Genomic DNA, 13,976 nt, shown 5'->3' with positions numbered 1-13,976 from the left:
TCTATTTTAGTGGCGTTAAGGTAACAGGGCCTGAAAGCCCCGAAGGAAACGGCTTCCAATGCGCTGCGTTAAATAAACCATCTTTTATATTCCCTGCTTTCCTGGCCGGCATATTGGTATTGTAAAATATTTTCCAGGGCATACTATTACGATCCATGTAAGCAATACGATTGGCCATTAAGTTAGCCACTACTATTTCAAGTTGGTTGGTTGAATGGAAGGCTGTAGCCGGTATTGTCACTGTAAAAGACGGCCCGATCAGGGTTGCTACTGTTGTACCATTAAGAATCACTTCAGCCGTTTCGTTTACTTTTCCGAGGTTTAAAAGATATCGGGGTGCTTCACCTGAAGGACGATTGAACTGCAATGTGTACCTGGCTATCCCCGAAAAACTTTTCGCCGCCTCATCATTTACTTCTGTCCAGGAACCCAACCGACCAAGGGTAGTCGCGGTTGGCAAACCGGGCCCTCCCTGTAAAAACTCAAGCTTCCATTTCCCGTTAAGAGCCGCTGTATTACCGGCAGGTTCCTGGTAAGGAAATAAAGAGCCTGTTTTTTCAGACTGGTAAGTTTCAATAATTACAGACCCATGTGGTTCCAGCTGTGTCCATACCTCGATACCGCCATCCGCAACCTGTCTTATGCGGGCAATGCCTTTGGTGCCACTTGCAGGATCGAACAAAGCAGCTGTAGCGGCCGGATCAGCCAGCTTTATCCATTCATTTACTGTTTGCCCCGTACGATTATTTATAAAATAAAAATGCCCCTGCCCGTTCTTACGGCGTAACATATAAACAGAATCGGCCAATGGTTTTTCCTGCCGGGCTTTTGCAAAACGGGTAAGTTTGCTCAAATCGTCACTTCTATATACCCAACCTTTTCCTAACCTGGCAGTTTGTACTTGTGGATTATCATCAAAATTTAAGGTAGCAAGTAACTGATGCAGTGCGGCGGTTCTTTCAGATGCTTTATTAAATCCTGGTACATTTTGCGGCAAATGCCGGTGTACCAACAATGTAGCGCCAGACCTTACCAGGTTTAGTATGGTTGTCATCGACGATCCAGGTATCTTATCAATAGCCGGCAATAGAATAGCTTTAAACTGATTACCGCCTGCAACAATATGCTTATTTTGAAATTCAAATTGATGTAACTGCCGGTCCGAGAAAAAATCAAAGCTATATCCTTTTTCAATCATTTCTCTAGCAACATGCTCGAAATCCGTGTCGACAAAATTCTTTTCCATGCCATCAAAATGCTGCAACAACGTATTACCCGGCTGTGAATAACGATCGGCGATGGGATAATACAGTAGCAGGTCGTTATCAGGCCGGCCGCTTTGCAAAAAAGACTGCACCCTTGCTACATATTGATTCAGGGCATGGAAATGCTTCCATTGCGGACTCTCGGGTTGAAAATGAACAGCCGCATAAAACAGCCATCCGGGCCATTTGGCCTCCTGCGGCGAATACGCCGTTCCATGATAGAAGATATGATTGACGCCTCCCAGGAAAAAAAGGTCCAATGCCTTTTTCACATCGCCCCATGAAGAAAGAAAATGTTCGTTGAGCCAGGTGGCAGATTCGGATGAAACGAGGGTTTTGCCTGTAACGTTAGCTGCAGAGGTAGCAAATTTAAACCTTAACACATCATTACCTTCCGTTTCGGGTATATCTACAACACTATACAGATCTAAGGTATTAGCAGGAGAGCCATGGCTTTGATTGCGCAACATTTTTCCTTTCCCTTCCCCCCACTTTTTCCATTCTTTAGTGAAGTGCTCCAGGAGCAGCTCGTCGATCACTGACCGGTAATCATAGATCACTCCAGAAGACTTAAGATCGTTTGACTTATTGAATAATGCGGGTAACTGTGTACGCAAATCATACCCTTTACGTTTATAAAATTCATTAAAGAATTCAGGCGTCCAGTTGGCCTCTCCGCGTGCATCATCTACTTCATAAGAGTCATTAAAAAACGAACGGAGATAGCTGATATCATAACCCTTAAAAGCTTCATCAAATCTTTTAAAATAGTTTTGGGCAGCCGTTTTTGAAAAATGATCTATCGCGTAGCCTTCGCCTCCCGGAGCGGCTCTCTCCACCATCTTGCCATGCAGGCCTTCAAATAAGGCATACAAGGTCCATTTACCTGATCCCGCAGGTGCCGTCCATTGTAATACACCTTCGGTTGACACTTTGCTGGTAAGATCTATTGGTTTCGAATTTTCATTATAAGCCATTAAAGTGACCAGTGGTAATGTTCCGGGAAACTGTACCTGGTCTAAAGCCAGTTCCTGCAGGTTTTTATTGCCAGTTATTGGATGGTTAACAGCTTTGATCGCAAGTTTTTTGCCGTTTGCAGTACGTACAAAACCTTCCCTTTCAAAGGTCACCGGTTCTGCCAACCTGCCGCCGGCCTCCAATGTATATACCTTATGAAAAATAGCCTTACTGGCATCTGCATCCTTCACCCAGGGACCGCCAAATGGCCAGCCGGTACCATTCGCCAGATCTACACCAAGACCCAAACGCTTACTTTCATTCAAAGTATGGGAAAACAATTGCATCCACCGGGGTGAAAGAAAATTTACAAAATTCTGCTCTTCACCATAAACACCATAGATGGGTGTAATTTCCACGCCGCCCAGCCCGGCTTTCTGGTATTGATCCAGGTTCCAGGTAAGCCCTTTTTCGTTTACAGCGCTCCCTTCCCACCACCAGCGGGTCCAGGGTTTATGTTGCTGGCGAATAACCGGCCAGGCTAGCTGAGCTTTTATGCCGCTAGCCGTCATCACAACGAAGGCAACACTGCATAACAGTGGCCTCAAATTTATCCGTTTAAAAATCATAAGTACTGTTTAGCATTTGAAAATGGTATCCTGTTACAGTCATTACCGCACAAAAGCAATACAATCTTTGTCAATATTATCAAGCGTAAGCGTAAAATTAAGGTTCTGCATCAACCATCAATCCTGAACTATCCTGTTGTCATTGGAGCACCTGCTTAATTCCAGGTGCTATTCGAATTTTCGCTTTAAGCGGTGCTTCTTTTTATAGATCATTTAGAACCGGCCGCCTGGCCGGCCGGCAGGTCACTCACTTTGTAGCAGATGTCCCCACTTTGGGTCGGTATAACGATAGCATAAATTGGGATTACATCTGATTTCCCTAAGTAACTTTTTTGTTTTATTTTGCGGCTTTCTAAATAATTGATCTTCAGCCCGGATCGTTTATATCAGCGCTCTTAATCAGAATAATTTTGACCTTCATTTAAGATTTTCTCCTGTCATTCTGTTATCAGGATTGCGTGAGTTCATTTATTATAAATTAGTCACTAAACAACCAGCCCACCAAAATGAAAAAAATTTATTCGCTACTCCTTTTTAGCCTATGTTATACAGCAATACTTCAGGCTCAAATCACTCCTTCGGCAGAAAAAATTCTTTACGTCAAAAAAAATGTATCAGGCGGAACCGGCAACGGATCGTCCTGGGCTAACGCAGTACCCGAATTGGCCGATGCCTTAAAATGGGCCAGGGAGCAGTATATAGCCGACGATAACTGGCTCGCAGGCGACTCGTTGCGTATATTTATTGCAGAAGGCACTTATAAGCCGTTGTACGATGCTGACAACAGCCGCTTCCAGAATGACGGGGGACGGGATAACGCCTTTGTAGCTATAGATCGGGTCCACCTGTACGGAGGGTTTCCTGCTACAGGCAACCCCGGAATGAATGAGCGCAACTGGAAAACTTATCCTACCATTTTGAGTGGCGACATAGGCGTTCCTAATGACTATGCGGACAATGTATACCATGTGCTGATTACTGTGAACCTGCAAAACACGCGTATCGATGGCCTGAGAATAACAGGAGGTATGGCAAACGCGCCTTCTTTGCAAACAGCAGTCTCCATTAAGAGCACCAACATCGGTCATACAAGAAACGGCGGTGGCGGGCTGTTCGCAGTCCTCGATTCAAATACTTTAAAGGTAAGCAACGTGGAAATCAGCGGTAACAGGGCCGACTACGCGGGCGGCGGAGATATTCGAAGTGCTCTTTCACTCTCCAATATTACTGTCAGGGACAATATTGCAACCGAATGGGGGGGCGGTTTCTATTTTGCTGCTATGGGGCCTACGGGAAGCTATACATTAACCAATACACTATTTACCGGTAATACCGCAAAATATGGCGGAGCTATCATAAGCCAAATCAATGCACTTGCACTGGTAAACACCACAATTGTCAATAATACAGCCAGCCTTGGGGGCCACGGCATATACCACAGGGCAATCCCAGGCGCTCAAATAACACTGGCCAATAGCATTGTGTGGAACAGTGCACCTAACGCCGTGCGGATAATAGATAGCCTGGGAGGCGCTCCATTTGACATTAGCTTTAGCATTGTACAAACGGCTACCGTGCCTGCCGGAACAGGCAACTTCAATTCCGATCCGCTTTTTACCGATCTGGCCGGGGGCGACTTTACCCTGTCTGACGCCAGTCCGGGCATTAATGGAGGAAGCAATCAATTTTGGAATTCGGCTAACAATACCGAAATATTGGACCTGGCGGGTAATCCGCGCATCGCCGGTAGTGCCATTGATATGGGCGTTTTTGAATCACAGACCGTACTCCCGGTTTTGTTTGGGAATTGGAGCGCCGCCATTAAAAATGGGCAGCTGGTATTTGACTGGAGCACAGAAGCAGAAGTCAACAACGATCATTTTTTGATACAAGTTTCACAAGACGGCATAAAGTGGACAACCGTGCAAAAGATACCAACCCTTGCTGCTGGAGGCAACAGCTCTATTCCATTGACGTATCAAAGTAGTATTCCTTTAACCTCGCTGAGTCTGGGAATGGGTCTGTTTTTCCTGGCCTCCCTGGCCTTCAAAGGCCGCAGGCGAATGTTTGTAATGATCACCCCAGTATTGCTTTTTGTGCTGATTGTTTCCTGTAACAAAAAAGAAACATTATCGAATATAGAGAACGGGAAACTGTTTGCCCGCCTGGTACAGGTAGATAAAGATGGTATAACGAGTGCATCCAAAATCATCCAGGTAATGCAGGAGTAAAGCATTTCGCTTTGCAGGGATAGTGACCTGTTAGATATAACAGGTATTACCAATAAAAATGCCGCTAACCCTTCCTGAAGAATAACCAGGGGATTAGCGGCATTAATACTTATTGGAATCCCTACTTAGTATCCGGGATTTTGATAATTTTTCATCTGATCGGGCGACATCGGTTGCCCGCCAATTTGCTGAGCTACCATTTGCAGGTAAGGAATAGGTCTGCGTTTATGGAATGTAGCAAAGGAAGGACTGATATCCGCATTGTACAATTTGGTTCTTTCAAACAATGTTTCGGTGCGAACCAGGTCTTCCCAGCGGTAAAACTCGCCACAAAGTTCACGGGTTCTTTCATTCAACATAAAATGAATAAACCTGTCAGGTGTTGATGTGACGGTTGGTGGATACAGTTCACTGGGTGCATTGGTGGTAAACAATGCGGTAGTAGCCATATTATTAACTTCTGTATTGGCTAAATTGTCAGGACCGCCCATATATTGCCATATTTGGGGGCTACGCGTTTCATTTGCTTTATAAGCCGCCCGCTGCCGGAGCCTGTTGACATATATCAATGCATTCGTGTAATCTCCTTTCCGGCCATAAGCTTCCGCTATAATCAAATAGGTTTCTGCCAACCTGGCATAAGTACCGTTCCTGATACCCTTAGCCTCGTTATTGGTATTGGTTAAACGGATGGGGTCGGATAGTTTCCACATAGTAAGATACTTATTACTATTAAAATCGCTGGTAATCTCACCGCCGGAAGTAGTTTGTTTATTTCTTGCAAAAACTGCATAATAGCGCATGGCAGCTATCCGGGATGTCAACAGCGGAAGATTACGGGGATTAACAATGTACAAACCGGCTGTATCACCCAACATAACTTTTGGTAAATTAACCAGGCCCGGAGCAGGCGCATTTGCAGCCGTCCAGTACAACCCCGGTGAAGCGCTTTGCGCGGGTATTGCTGCGTTGCGGTAATAAACAGTCTGGAAGGTTTTAAAAAACCGGGAATCGTTTACCTTATCAAAAATATCAATAGTATAATCGGTAGGGCGTAATCTTCTAAATGGTCGTCCGTTAAAAAAATCTCTGGTCATACCAGTTACTCCCGCGTCGTACTGCGATGGATAAAAAAGATGGGTTTGATTATTGGCACCGCTACCTACCAATAACAGATTGGAGCTGAATTGTGCTGCAAAAATAATTTCATTGCTCGCATTGTTAGCTTCAATTTTCGCCTTGCTGCTAAGTGGTGCCGTACCAGCCTGTCCTAAGGGAGCGATCGTACCATCGGGGTATGCAGCATTGAACAAATTGCCAAAATCGGCTTCCAATACATGACCGCTGTTTACGATCACTTCATTGGCATAATAGATAGCGCTATCCATATCAGTAGCTTTTTGTCCGCGCTGTTCTGTTACTGCGCTGCCTCTGGTAAGATATACCTTTGCCAGGTAATGGTTCACCATGGCTTTTGTAACACGTCCCCTGTCGGCAGCCGTATAACGCCAGGGCAAACCGGTTACCGCAGCTGCCGCTCTCAGGTCTGTAATAACCTGTGTATACACATCGGCTTCGCTGGCCCTGGGAAATTCGTACTGCGCCTCTTTAGGCACGGTCAATACAAGCGGCACACCCCCCAATTGCTGCAGCAAATGAAAATAGTAAAACGCCCTCAATCCTTTTAGCTCGGCCACTCTCAAATCTTTTTTGGCCTGCGTACCTAACGTGGTAGATGCAGGATTATCGTATGCGGAAATCAGCTCTATACCCTGGTTACAGCGGCGAATACCAGCATAATTGTTGGTCCAAAGCCCGTCCACAAACAGGTCATTGGCATTCAGGTTGGCATCATAATCATTGTATCTTACATTATTAAACTGATCGCCCTCACGGAATTCGTCCGTTCCAAAATTGGACATAGCATAAGATTGCTCACCCGTAAACTTCCATTGTAAAGGAGCATAGGCAGATTTTACCAGGTCTTCGAGTCCCGCATCAGTTTTATAGTAGTCTTCTGTAAGCGTACTCACTAATTCTTCTTTAATAAACTTGTTACACGATAGTGCCGCTGATAAGAAAAGAACTACAACAACACATTTTATATATAGTACTAGATTCTTCATTTTATTACGTTTTAACCTTTATAAAAAACTTACAAATCAACTCTTACTCCTAATACATAGCTTTTGAAACTATAAGAGCTGGGGCCTACCTGGCTGGTGGTATTACCAGGAAACTCTCTATATGGAACTGTTTCGGGATCATAATCCTTATCGCCGTTATGTATCAGGAAGGGGTTAACCGCAGTTACATACACGGCCAGGTTATTAGCATTGATTTTCGAAGTAAGCGTTTTAGGCACCCGGTAGGTAAGTGTAATATTCCTTACCCGTATAAAAGTTGCTTTCCTGTAAGTAAGTGCCTCCCAATAAAGCGGGATATCACTGGTTTGAGTAGGTTGCTGATAATCGTTAGAGGGATTAGAAGGAGTCCAGTAATCTACTCTGTTAGATTGATACCGGCCTACCAGGCCCGGCCTTGGTACACGGTACAATCCGCCTACCCGGAAGTAGGTCAAAAAGTTGAGTTCAAAATTTTTATAGGAGAACGTGTTATTGATGCTGGCTACAAAATCCGGGTTGTGAGACCCTAATACTACTTTATCAGCATTGCTAAAGGTAGAATCACCATTGGTATCCTGTATTTTAATCCTGCCCGGCTGGAATGCGGTATTGGTTTTGCCGTTTTTGATCCAGTATAAAGACGAAAGGATTCCCCCTGATGCGGTGTCGCTATATTGGAAAACACCTTCTTTTTTATAACTCCAGTAAACCTGCAGGGGTTGATTTAATATCCAAAGATTCGCATAATTACTATTACCGGTTCCGTCGATATCCATCAGTCTTTCTTTGTTCCTGGAAAACATAAAGTCGGTGCTCCATTTAAAATTATCGTTATCAATATTTCTGGTACTCAAGGCCACTTCAATACCACGGTTATTTACCTTACCCAAATTCACAGAAAGGTAACCTACTCCATTTGCTGCCGGTATAGATTTGTCCTGTAATTGATTAATAGTATTCGTATTATACAGATCAATGGTACCGGTAATCCTATTGTTCAATATGCCGAACTCTATACCCAGATTCGTTGTAGTGGTTTTTTCCCAGGTAAGTGCAGGAACTGCAAACGTTGCAGGAGCAGCGCCAATAGCAGGAGTACCGTTACCCCAGCTGTAACTGGTAGAGGCTAGAGGTCCGCCGGTACGATAGGGAGCAATGGAAGCATTACCCACCGTACCAATACCTAAACGCAACTTTGCATAATCAAATATATTTTGCGAGGCAAAAAATCCTTCTCTATCTAACTGCCAGGCCAGCGATGCTGACGGGAACCAGGCCCCGGTGCTATTCACCGCAAATACAGATGAATTATCATACCGGTTGCTCAAGGTAAGTAAATACTTACTCCTGAAACCATACTCTACCCTTGCCATATAAGAAAGGTATTTAGCTTCGGAAAAATTGCCGCTGCCCGTTACTGTTGCGTCGGTATTTTTTTGTAAAGAATACCATTTCTGAGATTCAAAGATCAAATTATTAGCACTCATGGTAGCCGTATCTGTTCTGTTCAGGCTCTGCATTTCATGTAATAATGTAACATTAATAGAATGATCTGATTTAATAGTAGTATTATAGGTTAATATATTATCATACACCCAGGAGGAGCTTCGAACATCAGTACGGGATGCATTGGCCGGACTTCCCTGCCTGATTGAAGATTGAGACCCGTTAAACGTCCCCCTGTTGGTATTACGGATATCAGCGCCAAACATCGTCCGGTATTTCAGTCCCTTAAATAATGTCACTTCCGCATACACATTACCAAAAACGCGGTTGGCCTTTGTTTGATCCATAACTGTATTGCGGTCATTGATGGCACTCACTATCTGCTGATCCCGGTTGGGATATAGTACCCACTTGCCGGCGCTGTCATAAGGGGTCACCAACGGTATCATACCGTTGGCATTTCCGTAGGAACTGGTGCTGGTATTGGTAATACTGTGTATAAAGTTGATAGAAGTACCAAAATTTAAGAATTTAACAGGTTTAAAATCCACCGAATTCCCAATAGAGTATCGGGTATAATCCTGGGCGTACTCAATACCGGTTTGCTTAAAGTAGCCTGCATTTAAAGAAGACCTGATCTTATCACTTCCTCCTGTTACGGAAATGCTGTGATTATCAGTGGAGCCATTCCTCAATCCTACTTCATTTTGCCAATCGAAGCTCTTAACTCTTGAAGGGTCGTACATATCAACACTATCCAGCTGGGAAGTGATCCCAAGCCCTCTTAATAAATCCCTCTCCGCATCTGTTGTGGGTCGTTTACGGGCCCTGAAGATATTATTCGCCGGATCATACACATCCCAGGTATAGGCATCTTTCACAGAATTCCATTGATCAATACTGCCAAAACGTGTCCAGAAAAGAGCTATATCATTCACCGCCGTTGGATAATAATACAACGGATTGGCAACAGATGCCGTACCCCTGTCTGCGGTATATTGCTTATCAGCAAAGAAAGCCTGTCGCCAGGCATCGGCGATTCCGGCCCCATCATATATGGGTGACTGCCTGATGATCTGGTCAACAGATTTACTACCCATATAAGTAACACTCACCTTACCGGCTTTACCCTTTTTAGTAGTGATCTGCACCACCCCATTGGCGCCGCGCACCCCGTAAATAGCTGTTGCCGATGCGTCTTTTAGGATATCTACCGACTCTATATCGGCAGGATTCATATCATCAATGGTATAGGTTACCGGGAAACCATCTACTACATACAGTGGTTCGTTACTTGCGTTGAGCGACCGGTTACCCCTGATACGAATGGTGCTTCCACCACCGGGCCGGAAACTATTTGGCGTAGCCACTACACCGGTAACCCGGCCCTGCAAAGCCTGTGTAAGATTGGTAACAGGTACACTGCGAAGATCATCTCCCCCGACAGAGGCAATAGCACCGGTAACATCACTCTTCTTGCGTGTACCGTAGCCTACCACCACTACCTGATCCATTTCAGCAGCTTTCTGACGGAGCACCACATTCAGCTGAGACTGCGTCACCGTTACTTCCTGGGTTTCGTAACCCACACTTGAAATAATCAACACTGCGTTCATGGGTACATCAATGGCAAACGCACCTTCTGATCCCGTGGCTACTGTGAGGGTTCCGCCTTTTAGTTGTACTGAAGCGCCCGCAACCGGCCTGGCATTTTCATCTAATACTGTACCTGTAATTTTCGTGGCTTGCTGGGCCCGCAACACAAGAGGGTTCACCCAAAAAAATATTGCGCATAGCAATAAGCAACAAGAATACCTGCTTCTTTTCATATGACTGTTTGGTTTAAATTAAAGAATCGTTAGAAGTACTATACAATGTAGCTAATAAAGAAAAACCAACTGTCCTGAACCATCCTGCTCCAATTCACAATCAATTCATTTGCATACAAACAATAATTAAACATTATACCAACCATATCCTATACTGTTAAGCACAAAAAAAGCGCACCGTATGTAGCGCGCCATAAAATATTCCTGTAGCGGGGTTATTTCATTTGCACAGCGCTATCATTAATTTCGAATGGATGCTGCTTCAACATGCGGTACACCTCTGCCCCTGCCAGTAAAACGGGCCCATAACCATGCGCCGCGAAATTGTTTACCGGCCGGTAGTAATAAAAGGCCGGATCAAAGCCCATGCCTGTTCCCACACAGGTACCTTCTACCTGGCCATTATCTGTAACCTTAGTAGCTACAGCATTCCATGCCAGTATCACCATAGGTCCATAAGCTTTTGTATCCAGCCAGCCTTTATTAATAGCACGCGCTATACAATAAGCATAGATAGCGGTTGCCGACGTTTCCAGGTAAGAATCATTTTTGTTCAAAAGCTGGTGCCAGAAGCCTTTTTTATCCTGCAAAGAAGCAAGACCTGCAGCGTGCTTTTTCAACATTTCCAACACCTCTTTTCTTCCCGGATGCGTTTCGGGTAAAGCATCCAATAATTCAATCTTTGTCATAATTGCCCACCCATTAGCACGGGCCCAATGAAATTGGGGATGTGGGTTCATACCCTGTACCCAGCCATGCATGTACAGATTATTATCTGTATTAAACATACGTGAGGCAAATAGCCGGTATTGCTTTATAGCTTCATTAAAGTATTTAGCTTCACCCGTCAATTTTCCCATTTGCGCTAAAGCCGGTAAACTCATGTACAGATCGTCCAACCAAAGGGTATTAGGCAATGGCCTGTTTCTCGCTAAAGTTCCATCGCTCAACCTGAATTCTTTGGTCATTATATAATGAATGAAATTATCGATCATCGGTCTTACTACTTCTGCCCTGGCCCCGGCGCTGATGGCCTTAATCATAGCAGCGCATAAAGACCCGGCATCATCCAGGGCATGGGGCTGCATAACCGATCTTACAGGTGTTGCAATACCGGGCTGCTTTCCCTGCAAGGCTTTATAATGTTTTACAACATCACCCAGGAAATTGATCCTGTTAACTGAATACTGTGCATAACGCTTATCACCCGTAGCGGCCGAAGCTTCCAGCATACCCGTATAGGTCACCCCCCACTCATAGCTGGTAAGCCGGAAATCTCCTTTTTTCAAAATTGCCTGCTCATCAGCTTTAGCTATATCTACACCCGCTTCCGTTTGCTTATTCGCCAGGCTGGCAGGCGTTACGGCATTCAGGTAATTAAACACACGATCCAAAGTGACCTTTACTTTTTCAGGTGTGATTTCACCATAAGGTATATCATAGTCCGGTTTCATCAGGTGTAGTGGCATCGTTGCATCGTTACCGGTTCCACTCACGTATTGTGCACCTGCCTGTGTTGCAGCAAACACACCAAAGCCCAGCAGCAAGGCTATTTTAATTTGACCAGCCATCGTAATGTAATTTTTGATTTAAGTACTAAAGAAACTGAAAATAATTAAGGCATATAAAACACTTCCTGTAACGGAACAGACAAGGGCTCATTGCCGGGATGGGTTTCCATAATATCAGCCATATAAGCCCACCACTTCTGCATAACCGGCTGAGAAGGCAATTGATCCATGGTTTTTCCATCCGCCAGTTTTAATACGCCCAGCAAATCAAGCGTCTGATTATCCAGGAATATAGCATAATCGCTGACGCCTGTTTCATGTAAAAGATCGCTTAACTCAGGCCATATTTCGTCATGACGCTTTTTGTACTCGGCTTCAAATCCCGGAAGCAATTTCATTTTAAAGGCAATACGCTGCATATCTCTGGTTATTATTCAATATAAGAATTGCAGATGATGGTTCTCACATCACAGCAATCGTTACTTAATAAACACAAATTATAACTTCCGGCCGAACCATGCGTCCTGAACTGTCCTGAAAAAGTTCGTCAACAATTATTTTGATGCCTGCTGAAAAAAAGGAAAGTTCTCATTTTCAACATGCTCTTTTTTCATGATCGCTGCAATGCGGGCTACAATTTCCGGGTGTCCGGCCGCCACATTGTGCTTTTCGGCAGCGTCAGATCGCAGATCATACAATTCTACAGGCCCATCAGGATGAGCCATAGCGTTTAAACGTATGCCTTTCCAGTTTCCCAGCCGAACAGCCTGCTTGCCGCCCTGTTCGTGAAATTCCCAGTACAGGTGGTCATGTCTTTTCTGTGGCTGGTTCTTTAATTCCGGCACCATGGATATGCCATCAGTGGGTGAAGTAACTTTAACACCCGCCAGATCTGCAAAAGTCGGCAGGAGATCCCAGAAAGCGCCCACCCATTCGGAGCGGCGACCGGCTTTAATAGTACCTGGCCACCAGGCAATAAAAGGCGTACGAACACCCCCTTCATAAAGATCGCGTTTCATTCCTTTTAAACCAGCGCTGCTATTAAAAAATACCGGATCGTTCCCCCCTTCTTTATGAGGCCCGTTGTCACTGGCAAAAAGGATCAATGTATTGTCAGCTATGCCCAAAGCCTCCACCTGTTTTCTTATTGCTCCCACATATTGATCCAATCGCCCTACCATTGCGGCATAAGCAGCATGGGGATAGGCCTGCGGCTGATACCCCTTCCCCTGCCACCCAGTGGCAACAGTTACCGGCTTTTCCTTAAAAGCTCTGATGTAATAGGCTAGTAGTGAATCGTTAGCGGGTAATTGTAAGGCGGCATGCGGAAGTGTATAAGAGAGAAAAAGAAAAAACGGTTGTTGACTGTTTTTTTGAATAAACTGCTGAGCTTTATCATGAATTAATTGCGCAGCATAAACTGTCTGGTTCGGCATGGTATTAGGTAAAGATATTTTTGAGCTGTTATGCCACAGATGTTCCGGGAAATAATTATGTGCCAGCGACTGGCAGTTATATCCATAAAACTCATCAAATCCCTGCTGATTTGGATCGCCCGAGGTACCCACAAAACCCAGTCCCCATTTGCCAAAATCACCGGTAGTGTATCCTGCTTCTTTCAAAAGCCCGGCAATGGTAACTACCCCTGGCGGTAATGGCCACTGACCTTCCGGCTGGGTAGCTTTGTTACCGCGGACAGGCGTGTGCCCCGTATGTTGCCCTGTCATTAACGATGAGCGGGACGGAGCGCATACTGATGTACCGGTATAAAACTGGTTAAACTGTAGTCCGTCTTTTGCGAGCCGGTCGAGGTTGGGTGTTTTGATCTTTTGCTGTCCGTATACGCCCAGGTCACCGACTCCCAGGTCGTCGGCCAGTATTAAAATGATATTCGGCTTTTTTGGTTGCGCAATTGATGTAGAATAGAACCCAGCTAATAAAACAGGTAAAAAAGAAAGCAGCCATTTGAATTTCATCGTTAT

Annotated in this window: 7 protein-coding genes; 1 reads left to right on the top strand and 6 read right to left on the bottom strand. The window is 44.8% G+C overall.

The window, feature by feature from the left end; translation table 11 throughout:
- Position 1: 1 nt before the first annotated feature.
- Positions 2-2,830 (bottom strand): glycosyl hydrolase, encoded by a 2,829-nt coding sequence (locus U0035_RS20575; protein ID WP_245957706.1) that lies wholly within the window; start codon positions 2,828-2,830, stop codon positions 2-4.
- Positions 2,831-3,357: 527 nt separating this feature from the next.
- On the opposite strand from U0035_RS20575, the gene U0035_RS20570 reads away from it, so the two are divergent.
- Entirely contained in the window at positions 3,358-5,082 is a 1,725-nt protein-coding gene (locus tag U0035_RS20570) for a choice-of-anchor Q domain-containing protein (RefSeq protein WP_114790818.1), read from the top strand.
- Between the two features lie 125 nt (positions 5,083-5,207).
- On the opposite strand, the gene U0035_RS20565 is transcribed toward U0035_RS20570, so the two are convergent.
- The 5 genes from U0035_RS20565 to U0035_RS20545 all read right to left on the bottom strand — a co-directional run bounded on the left by U0035_RS20565 (position 5,208) and on the right by U0035_RS20545 (position 13,970).
- Positions 5,208-7,208, bottom strand: coding sequence for a RagB/SusD family nutrient uptake outer membrane protein (locus U0035_RS20565; protein WP_114790817.1), 2,001 nt, complete (start codon positions 7,206-7,208; stop codon positions 5,208-5,210).
- 29 nt (positions 7,209-7,237) lie between these two features.
- Positions 7,238-10,429 carry a SusC/RagA family TonB-linked outer membrane protein gene (locus tag U0035_RS20560; RefSeq protein ID WP_162817852.1) on the bottom strand — a complete coding sequence of 1,064 codons (3,192 nt, stop codon included), beginning with the start codon at positions 10,427-10,429 and terminating at the stop codon, positions 7,238-7,240.
- Positions 10,430-10,698: 269 nt separating this feature from the next.
- Positions 10,699-12,054, bottom strand: a complete 1,356-nt coding sequence (locus U0035_RS20555; RefSeq protein ID WP_114790815.1) for a glycoside hydrolase family 88/105 protein — start codon at positions 12,052-12,054, stop codon at positions 10,699-10,701.
- Between the two features lie 44 nt (positions 12,055-12,098).
- Positions 12,099-12,413 carry an L-rhamnose mutarotase gene (rhaM, locus tag U0035_RS20550; RefSeq protein WP_114790814.1) on the bottom strand — a complete coding sequence of 105 codons (315 nt, stop codon included), beginning with the start codon at positions 12,411-12,413 and terminating at the stop codon, positions 12,099-12,101.
- Positions 12,414-12,548: 135 nt separating this feature from the next.
- A complete protein-coding gene (locus U0035_RS20545) occupies positions 12,549-13,970 on the bottom strand; it encodes an arylsulfatase (RefSeq protein ID WP_114790813.1) in 1,422 nt (473 codons plus the stop codon).
- Positions 13,971-13,976 lie beyond the last annotated feature (6 nt).

This window comes from Niabella yanshanensis (assembly GCF_034424215.1).
Taxonomy (GTDB): Bacteria; Bacteroidota; Bacteroidia; order Chitinophagales; family Chitinophagaceae; genus Niabella; species Niabella yanshanensis.
Note: the sequence above shows the minus strand (reverse complement) of the source record. Positions and strands in the feature narration are given on the sequence as shown.